At 74.2% G+C, this 18,551-nt stretch carries 19 protein-coding genes and 1 riboswitch; of the genes, 11 read left to right on the top strand and 8 right to left on the bottom strand.

Going from position 1 to position 18,551, the window contains the following annotated elements; translation table 11 throughout:
- The first annotated feature begins 43 nt into the window (after positions 1-43).
- Complete coding sequence (locus ACFV61_RS04435) at positions 44-1,453, top strand: class II 3-deoxy-7-phosphoheptulonate synthase (protein ID WP_380336515.1); 1,410 nt, start codon at positions 44-46, stop codon at positions 1,451-1,453.
- Between the two features lie 197 nt (positions 1,454-1,650).
- Positions 1,651-1,944 (top strand): bacterioferritin-associated ferredoxin, encoded by a 294-nt coding sequence (locus tag ACFV61_RS04430; RefSeq protein ID WP_063347261.1) that lies wholly within the window; start codon positions 1,651-1,653, stop codon positions 1,942-1,944.
- Between the two features lie 31 nt (positions 1,945-1,975).
- On the opposite strand, the gene bfr is transcribed toward ACFV61_RS04430, so the two are convergent.
- A complete protein-coding gene (gene bfr, locus ACFV61_RS04425; protein WP_063347260.1) occupies positions 1,976-2,455 on the bottom strand; it encodes a bacterioferritin in 480 nt (159 codons plus the stop codon).
- Positions 2,456-2,676: 221 nt separating this feature from the next.
- Between bfr and ACFV61_RS04420 the strand changes: the two genes are divergently transcribed.
- Positions 2,677-3,306, top strand: coding sequence for a molybdopterin-dependent oxidoreductase (locus ACFV61_RS04420; RefSeq protein WP_063347259.1), 630 nt, complete (start codon positions 2,677-2,679; stop codon positions 3,304-3,306).
- A gap of 47 nt (positions 3,307-3,353) precedes the next feature.
- Here the strand turns inward: ACFV61_RS04420 and pknB are convergent, their stop codons facing one another.
- The 4 genes from pknB to thiO all read right to left on the bottom strand — a co-directional run bounded on the left by pknB (position 3,354) and on the right by thiO (position 7,551).
- Positions 3,354-5,132, bottom strand: a complete 1,779-nt coding sequence (pknB, locus tag ACFV61_RS04415; protein ID WP_380490130.1) for a Stk1 family PASTA domain-containing Ser/Thr kinase — start codon at positions 5,130-5,132, stop codon at positions 3,354-3,356.
- 118 nt (positions 5,133-5,250) lie between these two features.
- Positions 5,251-6,048, bottom strand: a complete 798-nt coding sequence (locus tag ACFV61_RS04410; protein WP_063347257.1) for a thiazole synthase — start codon at positions 6,046-6,048, stop codon at positions 5,251-5,253.
- A gap of 1 nt (position 6,049) precedes the next feature.
- The gene (thiS, locus tag ACFV61_RS04405; RefSeq protein WP_380490107.1) at positions 6,050-6,379 is read right to left on the bottom strand and encodes a sulfur carrier protein ThiS; all 330 of its coding nucleotides are present in this window, start codon (positions 6,377-6,379) and stop codon (positions 6,050-6,052) included.
- Complete coding sequence (thiO, locus tag ACFV61_RS04400) at positions 6,376-7,551, bottom strand: glycine oxidase ThiO (RefSeq protein ID WP_063347256.1); 1,176 nt, start codon at positions 7,549-7,551, stop codon at positions 6,376-6,378. Before thiO ends, thiS begins: the two co-directional genes overlap by 4 nt.
- Positions 7,552-7,554: 3 nt before the next feature.
- Positions 7,555-7,667: riboswitch (TPP riboswitch) on the bottom strand.
- An 84-nt stretch (positions 7,668-7,751) separates the two neighbouring features.
- On the opposite strand from thiO, the gene ACFV61_RS04395 reads away from it, so the two are divergent.
- Genes ACFV61_RS04395 through thiE form a run of 3 tightly spaced genes read left to right on the top strand, consistent with a single transcriptional unit; the run spans position 7,752 to position 10,018 of the window.
- Positions 7,752-8,960, top strand: a complete 1,209-nt coding sequence (locus tag ACFV61_RS04395; protein WP_380490105.1) for an NAD(P)/FAD-dependent oxidoreductase — start codon at positions 7,752-7,754, stop codon at positions 8,958-8,960.
- 42 nt (positions 8,961-9,002) lie between these two features.
- Entirely contained in the window at positions 9,003-9,368 is a 366-nt protein-coding gene (locus ACFV61_RS04390) for an Rv2175c family DNA-binding protein (RefSeq protein ID WP_063347255.1), read from the top strand.
- A complete protein-coding gene (gene thiE, locus ACFV61_RS04385) occupies positions 9,368-10,018 on the top strand; it encodes a thiamine phosphate synthase (RefSeq protein WP_063347254.1) in 651 nt (216 codons plus the stop codon). Before ACFV61_RS04390 ends, thiE begins: the two co-directional genes overlap by 1 nt.
- A gap of 56 nt (positions 10,019-10,074) precedes the next feature.
- Here thiE and ACFV61_RS04380 read toward each other — a convergent pair whose 3' ends face one another.
- A complete protein-coding gene (locus ACFV61_RS04380) occupies positions 10,075-11,181 on the bottom strand; it encodes a polyprenyl synthetase family protein (RefSeq protein ID WP_380490103.1) in 1,107 nt (368 codons plus the stop codon).
- Between the two features lie 206 nt (positions 11,182-11,387).
- Between ACFV61_RS04380 and metF the strand changes: the two genes are divergently transcribed.
- Both metF and ACFV61_RS04370 read left to right on the top strand, forming a co-directional pair.
- On the top strand, positions 11,388-12,308 hold the full coding sequence (gene metF / locus ACFV61_RS04375; RefSeq protein ID WP_380490100.1) for a methylenetetrahydrofolate reductase [NAD(P)H]: 921 nt from the start codon (positions 11,388-11,390) through the stop codon (positions 12,306-12,308).
- 231 nt (positions 12,309-12,539) lie between these two features.
- The gene (locus tag ACFV61_RS04370; RefSeq protein ID WP_380490098.1) at positions 12,540-13,436 is read left to right on the top strand and encodes a hypothetical protein; all 897 of its coding nucleotides are present in this window, start codon (positions 12,540-12,542) and stop codon (positions 13,434-13,436) included.
- Between the two features lie 39 nt (positions 13,437-13,475).
- Here ACFV61_RS04370 and ACFV61_RS04365 read toward each other — a convergent pair whose 3' ends face one another.
- Both ACFV61_RS04365 and ACFV61_RS04360 read right to left on the bottom strand, forming a co-directional pair.
- On the bottom strand, positions 13,476-14,972 hold the full coding sequence (locus tag ACFV61_RS04365) for a phytoene desaturase family protein (RefSeq protein WP_380490096.1): 1,497 nt from the start codon (positions 14,970-14,972) through the stop codon (positions 13,476-13,478).
- 55 nt (positions 14,973-15,027) lie between these two features.
- The gene (locus tag ACFV61_RS04360) at positions 15,028-15,669 is read right to left on the bottom strand and encodes a DUF4126 domain-containing protein (RefSeq protein ID WP_363378593.1); all 642 of its coding nucleotides are present in this window, start codon (positions 15,667-15,669) and stop codon (positions 15,028-15,030) included.
- A 583-nt stretch (positions 15,670-16,252) separates the two neighbouring features.
- Between ACFV61_RS04360 and ACFV61_RS04355 the strand changes: the two genes are divergently transcribed.
- The 3 genes from ACFV61_RS04355 (at position 16,253) to ACFV61_RS04345 (ending at position 18,417) form a co-directional block, all read left to right on the top strand.
- Positions 16,253-16,819: an SAV_6107 family HEPN domain-containing protein gene (locus ACFV61_RS04355; protein ID WP_380372237.1), complete on the top strand. Its 567-nt coding sequence runs from the start codon at positions 16,253-16,255 to the stop codon at positions 16,817-16,819.
- Between the two features lie 45 nt (positions 16,820-16,864).
- On the top strand, positions 16,865-17,617 hold the full coding sequence (locus tag ACFV61_RS04350) for a methyltransferase domain-containing protein (protein WP_363378597.1): 753 nt from the start codon (positions 16,865-16,867) through the stop codon (positions 17,615-17,617).
- 410 nt (positions 17,618-18,027) lie between these two features.
- Complete coding sequence (locus ACFV61_RS04345; RefSeq protein WP_063347247.1) at positions 18,028-18,417, top strand: DUF3040 domain-containing protein; 390 nt, start codon at positions 18,028-18,030, stop codon at positions 18,415-18,417.
- Positions 18,418-18,551 lie beyond the last annotated feature (134 nt).

Below are 18,551 nucleotides of genomic sequence, written 5' to 3'. Positions count from 1 at the left end.
ATCGTGCGGGGAGGGTGAGCCCGGTCACGTGTTTGTCCGAGTTATGTCTCACCCCTCGGGCAATGGTCACGAATCGCTCGGGTCACCCCGTAGCCTTGGTGGTGTGACCGTGACGACTGAGACATCGAGGACTGGCCACTCCTGGCAGTCCCTGCCCGCGGCGCAGCAGCCTGAATGGCCGGACCAAGAGGCTCTGCGCAAGACCCTTGCGGAGCTCGCCTCCTATCCGCCGCTCGTGTTCGCCGGCGAGTGCGACCAGCTGCGCGCCCGGCTCGGAGCCGTGGCGCGCGGGGAGGCCTTCCTGCTGCAGGGCGGTGACTGTGCCGAGGCCTTCGACGGCGTCTCGGCGGAGCACATCCGCAACAAGCTGAAGACCCTGCTGCAGATGGCCGCCGTGCTGACGTACGCGGCCTCGGTGCCGGTCGTGAAGGTGGGCCGGATCGCCGGCCAGTACTCCAAGCCGCGCTCCAAGTCGACCGAGACCCGCGACGGCGTGACGCTGCCGGTCTACCGCGGCGACTCGGTGAACGGCTTCGACTTCACCCCCGAGTCCCGCATCCCGGACCCGGAGCGTCTCAAGCGGATGTACAACGCGTCCGCCGCGACGCTGAACCTGGTGCGCGCGTTCACCACCGGTGGTTACGCGGACCTGCGCCAGGTGCACGCCTGGAACCAGGACTTCGTGCGCAACTCGCCGGCCGGCCAGCGCTACGAGCAGCTCGCCCGGGAGATCGACAACGCCCTGGCGTTCATGAACGCCTGCGGTGTGGCGCCGGAGGAGTTCAAGACCGTCGAGTTCTTCTCCTCGCACGAGGCGCTGATCCTCGACTACGAGACCGCGCTGACCCGTGTGGACTCGCGCACCGGCGAGCTGTACGACGTCTCCGGCCACATGGTGTGGATCGGTGAGCGCACCCGCCAGCTGGACCACGCGCACATCGAGTTCGCCTCGAAGGTCCGCAACCCGATCGGCGTCAAGCTCGGCCCGACCACCTCGGTCGACGAGGCACTGACCCTGATCGAGAAGCTGGACCCGGAGCGCGAGCCGGGCCGCCTCACCTTCATCACCCGGATGGGCGCGGGCAAGGTCCGCGACCACCTGCCCACCCTGGTGGAGAAGGTCACCGCGTCCGGCGCCCAGCCGGTGTGGATCTGCGACCCGATGCACGGCAACACCTTCGAGGCCTCCAGCGGCCACAAGACCCGCAGCTTCGACGACGTGCTCGACGAGGTCAAGGGCTTCTTCGAGGTGCACCGCGCGCTGGGCACCCACCCGGGCGGCATCCACGTGGAGCTGACCGGCGACGACGTGACCGAGTGCGTCGGCGGTGGCGACGAGGTGCTGGTCGACGACCTGCACCAGCGCTACGAGACGGCCTGCGACCCGCGGCTCAACCGCAGCCAGTCGCTGGACCTGGCGTTCCTGGTGGCGGAGATGTACCGCGGCCAGTGAGCTGCCACGGGTGAGCCGCCGCCGGCGGGTCACCGCTGAACGAATGTGACGAAAGCCCCTCCGGATTCGGGGTCCCCGAGCCCGGAGGGGCTTTTTCGTACCCGGATCGCCGGGTAAGGTGAGGCTTAGTGAAGTAAGGCAAGCCTTAGTCAAGATCGTTCCGCCAGTCGGCGCCGCACCACCCTGGAGAGTCCGCGATGTACGTGTGCATGTGCCATGCGGTCACCGAGGACCAGGTGAAGAAGGCGATCGACGCCGGTGCCGAGACCCCGCGCCAGATCGCCCGGGGCTGCAAGGCCGGCACCGACTGCGGGTCCTGCGTCCGCCGGATCCAGGCCCTGCTCGGCGAGCACGGCGCCCGGCCCTGCCCGACCGCCCGCCTCGCCGCGAAGCTCGGCCTGGCCGACCCGCAGGCCCAGGCCGCGCCCGCGCCGGTGGCCGCCGCGGCTCCCGCCGCCCCGGCCCTGGTCGCCCCGCTGCGCGCGGCCTGAGGACTCGGGCTGAGGGCTCGGCCTTGAGGGCTCAGGACTCCGGCTGCTCGATCACCTGGGCGAGGTAGAGCGCCTCGCCGAGCTTCTCCAGGAGCTCCAGCTGGGTGTCGAGGTAGTCGATGTGGTGCTCCTCGTCGGCCAGGATGTCCTCGAAGATGTTCGCCGAGGTGACGTCGTTCTTGGCGCGCATCACGACGATCCCGCGCTTCAGCCGGTCGATCGCCTCGACCTCGATCTGGCGGTCCGCCTCGAACATCTCCTTGACCGTCTGGCCGATCCGGACGTGGAACAGCCGCTGGTAGTTCGGCAGCCCGTCCAGGAAGAGGATCCGGTCGGTGAGGGTCTCGGCGTGCTTCATCTCGTCGAAGGACTCGTGCCGGGTGTACTTGGCGAGCTTCGTCCAGCCGAAGTTCTCCTGCATCTTGGCGTGCAGGAAGTACTGGTTGATCGCGGTGAGCTCCGCGGTGAGCTGCTCGTTGAGGAACTCGATGACCTCTGGGTCGCCCTGCATGGCTGGTGCCTCCCTGCGCTACGGCCTGTTGTGACTCCTGCGCTGCGCATCCTGGCATCGAAATGGGAGGAAATTCCAGTAAGTTCACACTCACTAGGACATGTTTCGGAATATCCGATTTGAGCTGATACGGGCTCGACCACCGGTTCTTGGGGATGGGGCGCGTGGCCGCGCCAAGGGGCGCGCACGGCGCGTCGACCGCCGTCTGTCACCATGGAGTCATGGGTCAGTCCGAACAAGAACCGCTTCCGCCGTCTGACCCGAGGCTCCCCCCGGGGCAGCGCGTGCAGCGCGGCTGGCCCGCCCTGCACTACGGGCCCGTACCCCGCTTCAAACCGCTGACCTGGGACCTCCAGGTGTTCGGCGCGACCGCCTCGGCGGAGAAGCACAGCTGGGACTTCGAGGCCTTCCACGCCCTGCCGCGCACCACCGTCGTCGCCGACCTGCACTGCGTCACCAAGTTCACGCTGCTCGGCAACGAGTGGTCGGGCGTGCCGGCCGCCGCCCTCCTCGACCTGGAGCCCCCCGCGCCCGGCGTCACCCACGTGATGGTCTGGGCCGAGTACGGCTACAGCGCCAACCTGCGGCTGGCCGACTTCGCCGACCCGCGGACGATCTTCGCCACCCACCGCAACGGCGAGCCGCTGACCGCCGAGCACGGCTTCCCCGTCCGGCTGATCGTCCCCGGGCTGTACGCCTGGAAGGGCCCCAAGTGGGTCCGCGCGGTGGAGTACATGCGGGCCGACCGCCGGGGCTTCTGGGAGGAGCGCGGCTACCACAACCTCGCCGACCCGTGGCGCGAGCAGCGCTACTCCCACCAGGAGGAGCCGGGCGACGGCCCGCTGCGCTGAGGGCGGACCGGCGTTCGGAGGAATCCCCTCAGAAGCGAGGGATCCCCTTAGAAGAAGGGGAAGTTGACCGTCACCGTGGTGTGCTGCGGGCGCCGCTCGCCGGCCGCCGGGGACTGGCCGGACACCTTGCCGGTGCCGAACAGGTTGACCCCGCTGGTCTGCATCGTGAAGCCGGCCGCCTGGAGCGCCTTCGCCGCGTCGTCCTTGCTCATCCCGGTGACGTCCGGGACGGGCACCATGCCCTTGCTGACCACCAGCGAGACCGCGGTGTTCTCCTGGAGCAGCTGCCCAGCCGCGGGCGAACTGCTGATCACCACGCCCTCCGGCACGGTGTCGTCGTACGTCCCGGTCACGCCGCCCCTGGTCAGCTGGGCCGCGGTCAGCGCGTCGGCGGCCTGGTCGGCGGTCTTCCCGGTCAGGTCCGGCACCGCGATCCGCTTGGGGCCCCTGGAGACGGTGACCGTCACGGTGTCGCTCTTGCGGGTCCGCGCACCCACCCCGGGGTCGGTGGCGATCACCTGCCCGGCCGGGACGCTCTCGCTGAACGCCTCGACGAAGCGGCCGTGCATGCCGTCCTTGTCCAGGATCCGCTGGGCCTCGGCCCGGTCCTTGCCGAGCACGCCGGGTACCGGCCCGTACAGTCCCTCGGACAGCCCGTACGTCGCGCCGCCGACCGCCAGCACCAGGGCGGTCAGCGCGGCCGCCCAGATCAGCGGCTTGCGGGGGAGGCGGCGCAGCAGGCCGGGCCGGCGCCCGCGCACCGGGGTCGGCTCGTCGTACGGGCGCGGCTCGACCAGCAGCTGGTCCAGCAGCTCCGCCGGCACGTCCAGCACGCTGGTGGGCTCCGGCGCCGCGGCGTCGACGGGCCCCGTCGGCGGCTGGATCACCGAGGTCGGCTCGCTGGTCGGGTAGCGCGGGCTGGGCCGGGTGGAGGCCGGCGGCTCGGCGTCCAGTTCGGCCGGGGTGAGCGTGCGGCGGAGCCGCTGGAGGGCGGCGAGCAGTTCGACCGCGTCGTACGGGCGGGCCTCGGCCGTCCGGGCGCAGGCGCCGGCCACTATGGCGTCCAGCCCGGGGCCGACGGCCGGGGCGATCAGCGAGGGGGCGGGGACGTCCTCGTGCAGGTGCTTGTACATGACCTGGACGGGGTTGTCGCCGGTGTGCGGGCGGCGGCCGGTGAGCATCTCGTAGAGCAGGATGCCGGCCGCGTAGACGTCGACCCGCTGGTCGGTGGGGGCGTCCGGGAGGATCTGCTCGGGGGCCAGGTAGGAGACGGTGCCGAGGACCGTGCCGCCGGTCGCGGTGCTGGTCGAGGTGGGCGCGCCGTCGGCGGTGCCGAGGACCCGGACCAGGCCGAAGTCGGCGACCTTGACCAGCCCGTCCTCGGTGATCAGCACGTTCTCGGGCTTGACGTCCCGGTGCACCAGCCCGGCCCGGTGGGCGGCGCCGAGGGCGGCCAGCACCGGCTCCAGCACGTCCAGCGCGGCCCGCACGGACAGTGCGCCGCGGTCGCGCAGCAGGTCCCGCAGGGTGCGGCCGGGCACGTACTCCATGGCGAGGAAGACGTTCGCGCCGTCCGCGCCCTGGTCGAAGACGTTCACCACGTTCGGGTGGGAGAGCCGGGCGACGGCCTTGGCCTCGCGGATGAACCGGGCGGTGAAGCCGTCGTCCCCGGCCAGCGCGGGGTGCATCACCTTGAGGGCGACGACCCGGTCGAGCCGGGTGTCGGTGCCCTTGTAGACGGTGGACATCCCGCCGGTCGCGATGCGCTGCTCGACCCGGTACCGGCCGTCGAGCAGGGTACCGATCAGGGGGTCGTGCAATGCCATGTCCACCCGGAGAGTCTAGAGCTCCGGCTGTCAGCCGGACCCGGAGGACATTGCCTCCGGGCCCGGCTGTGCCCGGTTTGTGACACGGCACACGCGGTGGGTGCCGGGCGTCCCGGCGTCAGAACGCCGGGTGCTCGCGGGTGTCCAGCTCCGCCCGGCCGGCCATCGCCGAGGAGGCCTCGGCGTGGAACCGGCGCGGGATGCGGCCGGCCCGGTGGGCGAACCGGCCCGCCTCGGCGGCGTGCCGCATCGCCTCGGCCATCAGCACCGGGTCCTGCGCCCTGGTCACCGCGGAGGCGAGCATCACCGCCGCGCAGCCCAGCTCCATCGCCAGCGCGACGTCCGAGGCGGTGCCGGCGCCCGCGTCCAGGATCACCGGGACGCCCGCGCCCTCCACGATCAGCTGGAAGTTGTGCGGGTTGCGGATGCCCAGGCCGGAGCCGATCGGCGAGCCCAGCGGCATGATCGCCGCGCAGCCGACGTCCTCCAGCTTGCGCGCCAGCACCGGGTCGTCGTTGGTGTACGGCAGCACCGTGAAGCCGTCGTCGACCAGGGTCTCGGCGGCGTCCAGCAGCTCGATCGGGTCCGGCAGGAGGGTCCGCTCGTCGGCGATCACCTCCAGCTTCACCCAGTCGGTGCCGAGCGCCTCGCGGGCCAGCCGGGCGGTCAGCACGGCCTCCCCGGCGGTGAAGCAGCCCGCCGTGTTGGGCAGCACCCGGATGCCGTTGCGGGTCAGCACGTCCAGGACGGAGCCCTGGGTGCCGGCGTCGACCCGGCGCATCGCCACGGTGGTCAGCTCGGTGCCGGAGGCCAGCAGTGCCCGTTCGAGGATCTCCAGGCTGGGTGCGCCGCCGGTGCCCATGATCAGCCGGGAGCCGAAGGATGCCCCGGCGATGGTCAGCAGGTCGTCGGCCATGTCAGCCTCCCTGGACGGCGGTGAGGATCTCGATCCGGTCGCCCGCCGACAGTTCCGTGGCCGGCCACGAACTGCGCGGCACCACGGCTTCGTTGAGGGCGGCGGCGACGCCGCTGTGGGCGGCGCTGAGGGTGGCCACGACCTCTGCGAGGGTGGTCGTGGTGGACACCCGGCGGGGCTCGCCGTTGACGGTCAGCGCGATCTCGGCCGGTGCGGTCCGGGCAGGTGCGGTCTGGGCCGGTGCGGTCCGGGCCGGCGTGCTCTGGGCCGGCGTGGTCTGGGCCGGCGTGGTCTGGGCGGGCGTGGTCTGGGGTGGTGCGATCTCGGTCATGCGGAGGCCTTCGTGGTGGAGCGGTCGGGGGAGAACCGGGTGGGTGTGAACGGCTGTGCGAGCTCGGGGAGTTCGCCGGTCGCCAGGTACTCGGCGAGCAGGTCGGCGGTCACCGGGGTGAGCAGCACGCCGTTGCGGTAGTGGCCGGTGGCGGCGACCAGCCCGGGCAGCGCGGTCGGGCCCAGCAGCGGGGCGTTGTCCGGCGAGCCGGGCCGCAGCCCGGCCGAGGTCTCCAGCAGCGGGAGTTCGGTGATGCCCGGCACCAACTCGTGGGCGTCGCGCAGCAGTTCGTACACCCCGCCGGCGGTGACGGTGGTGTCGTAGCCCTGCTCCTCGGTGGTCGCGCCGATCACCAGCTCGCCGTTCTCCCGGGGCACCAGGTACAGGTGCTGCCCGCGCACCACCGCGCGGACGTTGCGGGACAGGAACGGCCGGTACGCCTCGGGGATCCGCAGCCGCAGGATCTGCCCCTTCACCGGGCGGACGGCCGGCAGCACGCCCTCCGGCAGTCCGGGCAGCCGGTGGCTGTGCGGGCCGGCCGCGAGCACCACCTGGTCGGCCCTCGGGGTCTCGCCGGTGCCGAGCCGGGCGCCGACCGCGCGGCCGCCCTCGACCAGCAGCCCGACGGCCTCGGCACGGTGGACCACGACCCCGGCGAGCTCGCAGGCGGCCACCAGGGCGGTCAGCAGCCGGCGGGGATCCACCTGGTGGTCGTCCGCGACGTGCAGGCCGCCGCGTACGCCGGGGGCGAGCATCGGCTCCAGCCTGCGGGCCTCCCGGCCGGTCAGCCAGGACGAGTCCAGGCCGAGCCGCTGGTGGAAGGCGTGCAGCTCGCGCAGTTCCTCGCGGTCGTCGGAGTCCAGCGCGACGGCGATCGTGCCGCACCGGCGGTACCCGGTGTCCAGGCCGCCGCTCGCCTCGGTGAGCTCGGCGGCGAAGTCCCCGTACCGCTGGTTGGAGGCCATGCCGAGGCGCAGCAGCGGCTCCTCCCCGTACTGCAGCTCGGTGACCGGGGCGAGCATCCCGGCCGCGACCCCGGCTGCCCCGCCGCCGGGGGAGGGGTCGACCACGACGATGTTCCGCAACCCGCGCTGCGCGGCGCGCCAGGCGACGGCGAGGCCGATGATGCCCCCGCCGATCACCAGCACGTCGGCGTGGGTTTCCTCGGGCAAGCGTGACAAGGCTGCTCTTCTCCCTTCGCCGGAATGACCCGGATCAGGTTCGGACGGTCGCGGGCCGTGCCAGCCCGCCTCTCAGCCCGGTACGCCGGGCTCCCGTGATGGTGCCCCCACCATAACGCCGGGGGCGGGCCCGGCCGAAGGCCCGTATGCGGGGTGGACGGGCCGGTGGCCCCGGCAGGGCGCTGAGTACAGTGACGGGCGTGGCAGAGCTGAACGCAACGGATCAGGTGGTCGTCGTCGGGGCCGGGCTGGCCGGGGCGCAGTGCGCCCTGAAGCTGCGGCAGGGCGGCTGGCGGGGGCGGATCACGCTGGTCGGGGAGGAGCCGCACGCGCCGTACGACCGGCCGCCGCTCTCCAAGGACGTGCTGCTCGGCAAGGCCGACGCCACCACCCTGGACATCGACTACCCGCACCTGGGCATCGAGCTGCTCACCGGCCGCCGCGCCACCGGCCTCACCCCCGGCGTGCTGCACACCGACGCCGGCGACCTCCCGTACGACGCCCTGGTGATCGCCACCGGCGCCACCCCACGCGCCCTGCCCGGCGCCGAGCGCGCGCACCTGCTGCACACCCTGGACGACGCGCTGGCGCTGCGCGCCCTGCTGCGGCCCGGCCTGCGGCTGGTGCTGGTCGGCGCGGGCTGGATCGGCGCCGAGGTGTCCACCGCCGCCCGAGCGGCCGGCTGCGAGGTGACGGTGGTCGAGGCGGGCCCGGCGCCCGTCCCCGGCGCGCTGCCGGCCGAGGTCGGTTCGGCGATGGCCGCCTGGTACGCCGAGGCCGGTGTCGACCTGCGCTGCGGGGTCGGCGTGGCCGCCGTCGAGGAGGGCGCGGTGCTGCTCGCGGACGGCTCGCACCTGCCCGCCGACGAGGTCGTGGTCGGCGTCGGCGCCCGGCCCGCGACGGGCTGGCTGGCCGGTTCCGGCGTCGAGCTGGACGGCACCGGCGCCGTCCTGGCGGACGGGCGGCTGCGCACCGGCCTGCCCGGCGTCTTCGCGGCCGGGGACTGCGTCAGCTACCCGTCCGCCCGCTCCGGTGCCCGGCTGGCCGTCCAGCACTGGGACCACGCGTTGCAGTCCGGCGAGGCCGCGGCGGCCGCCGTCCTCGGCGCGGACGCGCCGCCGTACGACCCGGTGCCGTACTTCTGGTCGGAGCAGTTCGGCCGGATGGTCCAGTACGCCGGGCGGCACGCCGAGGGCGACGAACTGCTGTGGCGCGGCGGCCCGCAGGACGCCTCCTGGACGGTGCTCTGGCTGCGCGACGGGGTGCCGAGCGCGCTGCTGGCCGTCGACCGGCCGCGCGACCTGACCCAGGGCCGCCGGCTGATCGAGCGCGGCACCGCGCTGGACCGGGCCCGCGCGGCGGACCCCTCGGTGCCGCTGAAGTCGGCGGTCGCGGGGTAGCGGCTGGTGCGCGGGGGGCTGTGGAGGTGGCAGTCTGGTGGCGTGAGTGAGATTGAAAGCAAGATTGAAGCCCTGGTTTCCGAGTGGATGTACCTGCCCGACATCTCGGAGCAGTGGGGGGTGCGCGTCACCGAGGTGCGCGACCTGGTCCGCACCGGCGGGCTGATCGCCGTCCGGCGGGGCCCCAACAAGTCGCTGCAGGTCCCTGCGGCGTTCATCGACGGCCAGGGGCTGGTCAAGCACCTGTCCGGCACCCTGACCGTGCTGCGCGACTGCGGTTACAACGACGTGGAGATCCTGGAGTGGCTCTTCACCGAGGACCCGTCGCTGCCCGGCAGCCCGATCCAGGCGCTGCAGGAGAACCGCGGCACCGAGGTCAAGCGGCGCGCCCAGGCGATGCTGATCTGATGGCGGCGGACACGCCGCGCCGGCGGCTGGCCGACGCCCGGCTGTACCTGTGCACCGACGCCCGCCGGGAGCAGGGCGACCTCGCCCAGTTCCTGGACGCGGCGCTGGCGGGCGGGGTGGACATCGTCCAGCTCCGGGACAAGGGCCTGGAGGCCAAGCAGGAACTGGAGGCCCTGGAGGTCTTCGCGGACGCCTGCCGCCGCCACGGCAAGCTGCTGGCCGTCAACGACCGCGCCGACGTCGCGCACGCGGCCCGGCCGGACGTGCTGCACCTCGGGCAGGACGACCTGCCGGTGCCGGCCGCCCGGGCGATCCTCGGCGACGAGGTGCTGATCGGCCGGTCCTGCCACGCCGAGTCCGAGGTGGACGCGGCGGTCGCCGAGCCCGGCGTGGACTACTTCTGCACCGGCCCGGTCTGGCCGACCCCGACCAAGCCGGGCCGCCCGGCGCCGGGCCTCGGCCTGGTCTCGTACGCGGCGAAGCAGAGCACCGACCGGCCGTGGTTCGCCATCGGCGGCATCGACCTCGGCAACCTCGACGAGGTGCTGGCCGCCGGCGCCCGCCGGATCGTCGTGGTCCGCGCCATCACGGCCGCCGACGACCCGCAGGCCGCCGCCGCCGAGCTCGCCCGGCGGGTGCGCTCGGCCTGACGGCCCCGGGGGCCGTCACCGTTCTCCGTACCTGCGGATCCTCTTGCGTGCGGATCTCAGTACTTGCGGACGGTGGCGGCCTCGGCCAGGGCCAGCAGCACCGTGCGGGCCTGCTCGTCGGCCAGCGGCGCCGCCTCCAGCGCGGCCAGGGACTGCCGCATCAGCTCGTCGATCCGGCGCTCCACCCGCTCGGGCGCGCCGCTGCGGGCCACCAGGTCGCGCAGCCCGGCGACCTCCTCGGGCACCAGGTTTGGCGCGCCGAGCCGCTCGTCCAGGTGCCGGGCGTCGGCGGCCGGCAGGCCCCGCATCGCGTGCGCCACCAGCAGGGTGCGCTTGCCCTCGCGCAGGTCGTCCCCGGCCGGCTTGCCGGTGACCGCCGGATCGCCGAAGACGCCGAGCAGGTCGTCCCGCAGCTGGAAGGCCTCGCCCAGCGGCAGCCCGAACGCCCCCAGCGCCGCCACCAGCTCCGGGCCGGCCCCGGCCAGCAGCGCGCCGACCTGGAGGGGGCGCTCGATCGTGTACTTCGCCGACTTGTAGTGCAGCACCGTCTGCGCCCGGCCGAGCGCGCCCTCGTCGGCGGAGTCGCCGGCCACCGGCTCCAGGACGTCCAGGTACTGGCCGACCATGACCTCGGTGCGCATCAGGTCGAACACCGGCTTGGCGGCCAGCACGGCGGCCGGCTCCAGGCCCGAGCGCAGGAACAGCTCGTCGCACCAGATCAGCAGCAGGTCGCCGAGCAGCACCGCCGCCGAGGCGCCGTACTGCTCGCGGTCGCCGCGCCAGCCGTTCGCCCGGTGCAGCGCCTCGAAGCGGCGGTGGATCGAGGGCAGGCCGCGGCGGGTGTCGCTGCGGTCCATCAGGTCGTCGTGCACCAGGGCGCTCGCCTGGAGCAGTTCCAGCGCGGCCGCCGCGTTCGCGATACCCTCGCCGCCGGCCGGGCCGCCGGCGCCGCGCCAGCCCCAGTAGCAGAAGGCCGGGCGCAGCCGCTTGCCGCCGTCCAGCAGGAAGTCGCGCAGGGCGTCGGCGGCGGGCACGAGCTGCGGGGAGATCTTGTCCAACAGGGCGGACTGGCCGTCCATGAACGCGGCGAGGGCGGCGTTGACGCGCGCGCGGACGTCCTCCACGTCTATGGGGTTGGCCGGCCGGTTGCTGGACGAGGTCACGATGAGGCTCCGCTGGTTCGCTGGGGTGCAGCAAGCGTAGCGGGGTAGCTGGGAACGGATGTGCGAGCCGGCGTGCGGGCCGGCGGGCGCGGGCTTCGAGCGCCGGTCGGAATTCGTCGGACCACGGACGGAGTATCGTCCACCGCTTGTCTCAATCCGTGGTACCGAGTTGTCCGGCCCCTTCGAACGCCCGATAACCTGCCAGCATGGCACTCGGCATCGCTTCCACCAGACCGGACCGCGCACTGACGGTCCGCGAACTCCTGGCAGCCGGAAAGCGGTCCTTCTCCTTCGAGTTCATGCCCCCGCGCACCGAGGTCGGCGAGCAGAGACTCTGGGACGCCATCCGCCGGCTCGAACCGCTGGACCCCAACTTCGTCTGCATGACGTACGGCGCGGGCGGCTCCTCGCGCGAGCGCACCGTCAACATCGTCGGCCGGATCGCCACCGAGACCACGCTGACCCCGGTCGCCCACCTGACCGCCGTCGACCACTCGATCGCCGAGCTGCGCAACATCATCGGCCAGTACGCCGACCAGGGCGTGCGCAACGTCCTCGCCGTCCGGGGGGACCCGCCCGGCGACCCGATGGGCGAATGGGTCAAGCACCCCGACGGCGTCACGTACGCGTACGAGCTGGTCGAGCTGATCAAGGGCATCGGCGACTTCTGCGTCGGCGTCGCCGCCTCGCCGAACATGCACCCGCGCTCCACCGACTGGGACGAGGACATCCGGCACTTCGTCGGCAAGGTCCGGGCGGGCGCCGACTACGCGATCACCCAGATGTTCTTCGAGGTCGACGACTACCTGCGGCTGCGCGACCGGGTCACCGCCGCCGGCTGCGAGACGCCGATCATCCCGGAGATCATGCCGGTCACCAACGCCAAGCAGCTGGAACGCTTCCCCCAGCTGAGCGGCTCGGCCTTCCCCGCCGACCTGGAGGCCCGGCTGCGGGCCGCCGTCGACGACCCGGCGGCGCTGCGCGCGATCGGCATGGAACACGCCACCGCGATGGCCGAACGCCTCCTCTCCGAGGGCGCGCCGGGCCTGCACTTCATCACGCTCAACCACTCCACGGCGACGCTGGAGATCTACCAGAACCTCGGCCTGCACCAGCGCCACGCGTAGGCCCCGTCCGGCGCCCCGTCCGGCGCCCCGTCGGGGGCCCTGCTCCGGGCAGACCGGGGCCCGCGAGCCCGGACGTTCACCGGCCCGTCACCGCCCCGACGGTGACGGGCTCGGTCGTGTGCGCCCCGGCCGCGACCGGCGGGAACGCGATGCGGTACCCCGGCCGTTGAACCGGTACAGTCGCCGCACACGCGCGGCGAGCGCGGGCACGCGACTGGAGGTAGCGGGCGGATGGGCATCGGATACCTGCTGCTGTACGTCGCGTTGGCGGTGGTGGCGCTCTGGCTGGTCGCCGAGGTCCTGCTGCAGAACCGGGCCCCGCTGCACTGGCGGGCCCTCGCCCTGGTCGGCTTCCTCGGAGTGGCCGCCGGCATGGTGCTCGGCTCCGTCCCGGTGATCGGTGTCGGCGCCGCCCTCTTCGCGGCCGGCCAGACCTTCGTCACCCTCTCCGTCAAGCGCGGCTACCGGGCCGGCTGGTCGCTGCGCAAGGCCGACGGCTCGCTGCCCGGCCCGCTCGCCAAGGTGCCCCTGCTCGGCGCCCTCACCGGCGGCGCGGCCGCCGTGGCCGCGGTCGAGGCCACCGAGAAGCGGATCGGCGAGGTCAGCGCCGTCGAGGAGGCCCCGGTCGCCGCCCCCGTCCCGGTTGCCGAGGACGTCCCCGAGGTCGAGCAGACCGCCGCCTTCGAGATGCAGGAACTCACCCAGGACGGCGTCTACGCGCCCGCCTACTACGAGCAGCAGCAGGCGCCGCACGACCCCTACGCCGAGGCCTACCAGTCCGGCTACGACAACGCCGCCCAGCCGCAGCCGGCCTACGAGCAGCAGCAGTGGCAGAGCCAGCAGCAGCCCGCCTTCGCCTACGACCAGGGCTACGGGGCCTACCCCCAGCAGCCCGACCCGTACAACGGCTACCCGCAGCAGGACCAGTACCAGTCCTACCCGCAGCAGCAGCCCGGCTGGGAGCAGCACCCCCAGCAGCAGTGGCAGACCCCGCAGCAGCACCCCGAGCAACACCTGGAGCAGCACCCCGGCCAGCAGCCGGGCCAGCACCCCCAGGGCATCCCGCAGCAGCAGTCCTACGACCACACGTACGGCTACCAGCAGCAGAACACCTGGCCCCAGGGCTGAGTTCCGGCGCCAGGGCCGCTAGGCCCTGTCCGGCCGGACCTAAGCCGGGCCGATCAGGTTGGCGGCGATGCAGGCGGACATGCCGGTCCGGGCCAGTCCGCCGCCGGGGTGGGCCGCTCCGCCGATCAGGTAGAGGCCGGGGACGGGCGACTCGTTGGCGGGCTGGAGCCATCCGCCGCCGTCTCCGGCGAGCGCAGGGCGGGGGACCGACCCGCCGAGGGCGCCGGTCTCCCGGCGGGTGTCGTCCGGGGTGCGCACGACCCGCCACAGCACCCGTTCGCGCAGGCCCAGGCCGGCGGCGTCGGCGTGCGCCAGCAGCTGGTCCGCGTAGCGCTCGGCGATCCCGGGCGCCGTCCAGTCGACGTCGCCCTGGGCGGGGACGGTCGCGGTCAGCACCACGCTCTCGTGCGCCTCGTCGGGGCGCAGCGAGGGATCGTCCGGGCGCAGCACCTGGAGGGTGGGGCGTTCGCAGGGCGGGGCCGAGAGGGTCAGGGCGTCCCGCTCGGCCGCCGGGTCGGCGGCGTGCACCACCGTCCGGTGCGGGGTGCCGGCCGGCCGGGCGCCGCGCAGCGCGAGCAGCACGCCGAACCGGCCGGGCACCTCGGACGGCTCCCCGTGGTCGGGTCCGAGCTCCGGCCACCGGGCGAGACCATCACGGAAGAGCGACCTGGTGTCCATCGAGGAGACCACCAGGTCCGCGTCGATCCGGCCGCCCGGGGTGTCGACGCCGCAGGCCCGGCCGTCCTCGACCAGCACCTCGGTGACCGGGGTGTCGAAGCGGAACTCCACCTTGCGCAGCTCGCAGCGCCGGTGCACCGCGTCCGCCAGGGCCCGCAGGCCGCCCCGGACGTACCAGACGCCGAAGGACTGCTCCATGTACGGCAGCACGGTGGCCCCGGCGGGGGCGGAGCCGGGGGGCAGGCCGAAGCGCAGGGCGTGCTCCGCCAGCAGCGCGGTGAGGCCGGGGTGGCCGCCGAGTTCGCGGGCGGCGACGTCGGCGAGGGTCCAGGGGCGGGGCCGGCCGAGCCGGGCGAGCAGGCCGCGCCGGGGCGGGACGGGGTAGGGGTCGGTGTGCAGCGGCGACCGGTCGGCCGGGAGCGGCTCCTCCAGGAGCGGGCGGCGGGTGGCCTCCCAGACCGTCCGGCCGTGGTTCATGACCGCGCTCCAGCGGGCGCCCGAGCCGGCGCCGAAGGCGGCGTCCAGGGCCTGGCTGACGCCGCCGCGGGAGGCGTTGGGCAGGCTGACGGCGGTGCCGTCCGGGAACAGGTGCCGGCTCTCCGGGTCCACCGGGGCGAGGTCGACGAGCTGTTCCAGCGGCTCCTTGCCGGTCTTCAGCGCGAGGTCGCGGTAGACGGCCGGGAGGGTCAGCAGGCCGGGGCCGGTGTCGAAGGCGAAGCCGTCGCGCTCGTACCGGCCGACCATGCCCCCGTACGTGCCGCCGGCCTCGCAGACCGTCACCCGGTGTCCGAGGGTGGCCAGCCTGGAGGCCGCCGCGAGCCCGCTCATTCCTGCGCCGATGATGACGATCCGTGCCATGGCACCTGATCCTAGGGCGTGACCTGGGCCGGGCCGGGCCCGGCGGGCGCCGTCCTCAGCGCCGTGGGACGTACGGCCGGTCCGCCTCCTGTTCGCGGGCGGCGGACCGGGCGTCGCGGGCGGCGCGGCGTTCGCGGCGGCGGGCCCGGAAGGCGCGGATCCGGTTGACCGCGAACCAGACCAGCAGCAGGCCGACGGCGAGCAGGACGGCGGCGATCGAGGCGGCCAGCCAGGGGTGGAAGATCGCCAGGGAGACCAGCCCGGCCACCGACACGTCCTCCGCCATGCTGACCGCGATGTTGCTGGCCGGCTCGGGCGAGGTGTTGACCGCCATCCGCAGCGAGGCCTTGACCAGGTGGCTGACCAGCGCCGTGGTGCCGCCCATGGCGCCCGCCGCGACCTCGCCGAGCGAGCCCGGGTCGGTGCTCGCGATCAGCGCGCCGACGGTGGCGCCCGCGATCGGCCGGATCACGGTGTGCACGGAGTCCCAGAGGCTGTCGACGAACGGGATCTTGTCGGCCACCGCCTCCAGCAGGAACAGCACGGCGGCCGCGGCCAGCACGTCGGTGCGCTCCAGTGCGGGCGGCACCGAGTCCGCGCCGCCGAAGCGGCCCAGCAGTCCGAGCAGCAGCACCACCGCGTAGGCGTTGATGCCGCTGGCGAGTCCGCTGGTGAAGATCAGCGGCACGATCGTCATGGCTTCCCCCTCCTCATCGCTTTCCCCCTCCTTCTCGTGGCCGTGGCCGGGCCGCCCGGGCCACGGCCGTACCGTACCGGGACGTGCCGGGTCGGCCCGCCGGTTCCGGCCACGCCAGGGCCCGGGGCCGACGGATCTGAGTACGCGTACTCAGATCCGGGGTTGAGTACGTCAGCGGATGGCCCGCCGACCTGCCGGGACGGGAGAGTGGTGGCACCGGGACGGCGGCGCGTCGGGCGCCCCGCCCCGGACGGCGGATCCGTCCGCCCAGCCGGCAGATGAGGGGTCGGCGGGGCGGCGGCGGAGATCCGCCACTGGAGCCGGTCACGGGCCCTGCACCGCCGACACGGGGCGGCGGAGCGGGCCGGGGGGAGACCGGCCACCGGAAGGGGGAGCTGGCCACCGCCGCCTGTGGGGAACGGCGGAGCGGCGGCGTACGGCGGCGGCACAGGACCTGGGGGGACAGGCCGGTGCCCGCCGCCGCTCACCCGTTCCGGGCCGCGTTGTCAGTGGTCCCGTTCACGATGGAGGGGCACGGACCGCCCGGTCCGCGCGCTGCCTCGGAACGGGGGAGACCATGACCATCAGCCGTCCTGAGCCCGTCACCGCCCGCCTCCACTCCACCGCCCTGCCGTCCTCCCCGGGCGGGCGCCCGGGTGGCGGGGACGTCCACCCCGTGCTGCGCCGGACCGCCGCGCCGCCGGCCGCCCTCGACCTGCTCGCCGACGCCCACCGCACGCTCGCCCGGGCCCGCCTCCTGGAGGACCCGCTGGAGCGGTACGCCACCGCGCACCTGGCCGCGCTGCGCACGGTGGCGGCCGTGCTCGCGGTGCGCGGGCGGCCGGAGAAGAGCCCGCGCCGGCGCAAGGCCATCCGCAGTGCCTGGGAGGTGCTGCCCGAGATGGCCCCCGAGCTGGCCGAGTGGGCGCTCTACTACGCCGCCGGCGCCCGCCGCCGGGCGGCCGCCGAGGCCGGGATCAGGGGCGCCGCCTCGGCCCGTGACGCCGACGACCTGGTCCGCAACTCCGCCCTGTTCCTGCGCCTGGTCGAGCGCCTGCTCGGCCTGCGCCCGGCCCCGCCGGCCCCGCGGCTTCCGCTGGACGGCGACGACCCGCCGGGGGTGACGGGCCCGGCCACCCGCCCGGTCTAAGGTGGAGGCATCCTGATCGATCTGCATGTGCCGAGGAGCCCCGCCTTGTACCCGACGCGTCCCCGCAGTGCCCTGCGTACCGCCGTGGTGTGGGAGGTGGTGCGGGCCGCCCTGGAGAAGCGGGCGGCCGAGCTGGACCAGCCGGTGCTCGACGTGGTCGACACCGGCGGCGGCACCGGCAACTTCGCCGTGCCGGTGGCCAAGCTCGGCCACCGGGTCACGGTGGTCGACCCCAGCCCGGACGCGCTGTTCGCGCTGGAGCGCCGGGCCGCCGAGGCCGGGGTGACGGAGCTGGTCCGGGCCGTCCAGGGCGACACCCAGACGCTTCCCGAGCTGGTCGCCCCCGGCACCGTGGACGCGGTGCTCTGCCACGGCGTGCTGGAGGTCGTGGACGACCCGGCGGAGGCGCTCGGCAGCTTGGCCGGCACCCTGCGCCGGGGCGGCCTGGTCAGCCTGCTGGCCGCCAACCGCAACGGCGCCGTGCTGGCCCGGGCGCTGGCCGGCCACTTCACCGAGGCCCGGACGGTGCTGTCCGCGACCGACGGCCGCTGGGGCGAGCAGGACCCGATGCCGCGCCGCTTCACCGGCGAGGAGCTGGGTCGGCTGGCCGAGGGCGCGGGCCTGCGGGTGGAGTCGGTGCACGGCGTCCGGGTCTTCGCCGACCTGGTGCCCGGGGTGCTGGTGGACGCCGAGCCGGGCGCGATGGAGGCGCTGCTGAAGCTGGAGGAGGCCGCCGCCGAGCAGCCCGCGTTCCACGCCGTGGCGACCCAGCTGCACCTGCTGGCCACCCTGGCCTGAGTGGCCGCGGGACCGCCCACCGCCGTACGGTTCGCACGCCGTGCGGCGGCGGTTCGCCTTCCGGACGCCCCCCGGCCTCGTCCGGGTGGTCCCGAACCTGCCCAGGTCCGGACCGATTCCACCCGTTCGGGCACTTGTCCGCATCTCGTGGCGTTGAGCCGGGTGCGGCCGTGCCCGGTCGAAGTGGCCCGTCCCACGCGGCGTAGACCACTCCGTAACGGGCTCACGGACCGTATGATCTGGGTAAAGCCGGAAAGCATGACAGCCGGATGCGTGGGGCATATGGACGACACGGGCCGGGTCCCCCCGCACAGGCGTCCGACCGTGTGCCCCGAAGGCTGATTGGACTTTGCCTCCCCGACCGGGGTGGCGGACCGGTCGCACCCGCGACCGACGAGTAGGAGGACTCCGTGCCGCTCTCGGAGCACGAGCAGCGACTGCTCGACCAGATGGAGCGAGCGCTGTATGCCGAAGATCCCAAATTCGCGACGGCGCTTGAGGGAACCGGGCTGCGCACCTACACCCGCCGGCGGGTGTACCTGGCCGTTGCCGGCTTCGTGGTGGGCATCGGCCTGCTGATGGGCGGCATGGTCGTCCCCGACCAGATCTGGGTCAGCGTCGTGGGCTTCCTGGTGATGCTCGGGTGCGCGGTGTTCGCCGTGACCGGCTGGCGCCGCGGCCCCGCCGGCCAGGGCTCCGGCCCCCGGCCGGCCGCCGCGCCCCGCCGCAAGGCCGGGATGATGGACCGGGTGGAACAGCGCTGGCAGCGTCGTCGGGACGAGCAGACCGGCGGCTTCTGAGCCGCGCACCGCACGCCCGCCGGGGCGCGCACACGCTGGACGATCCCCCGGGCCGGGCGGGGGTGGGGGAGCCCCGGCCCCCCGCGCGGCGCGCCCGGCCGCCCCCCTCGCGCGCGGGCGGGCCCGCCCGCGGG

Origin of the sequence: Kitasatospora sp. NPDC059817, assembly GCF_042731835.1 — a bacterium.
In the GTDB taxonomy this organism is placed as follows: Bacteria; Actinomycetota; Actinomycetes; order Streptomycetales; family Streptomycetaceae; genus Kitasatospora.
This window is presented reverse-complemented; position numbering and strand designations above follow the sequence as displayed.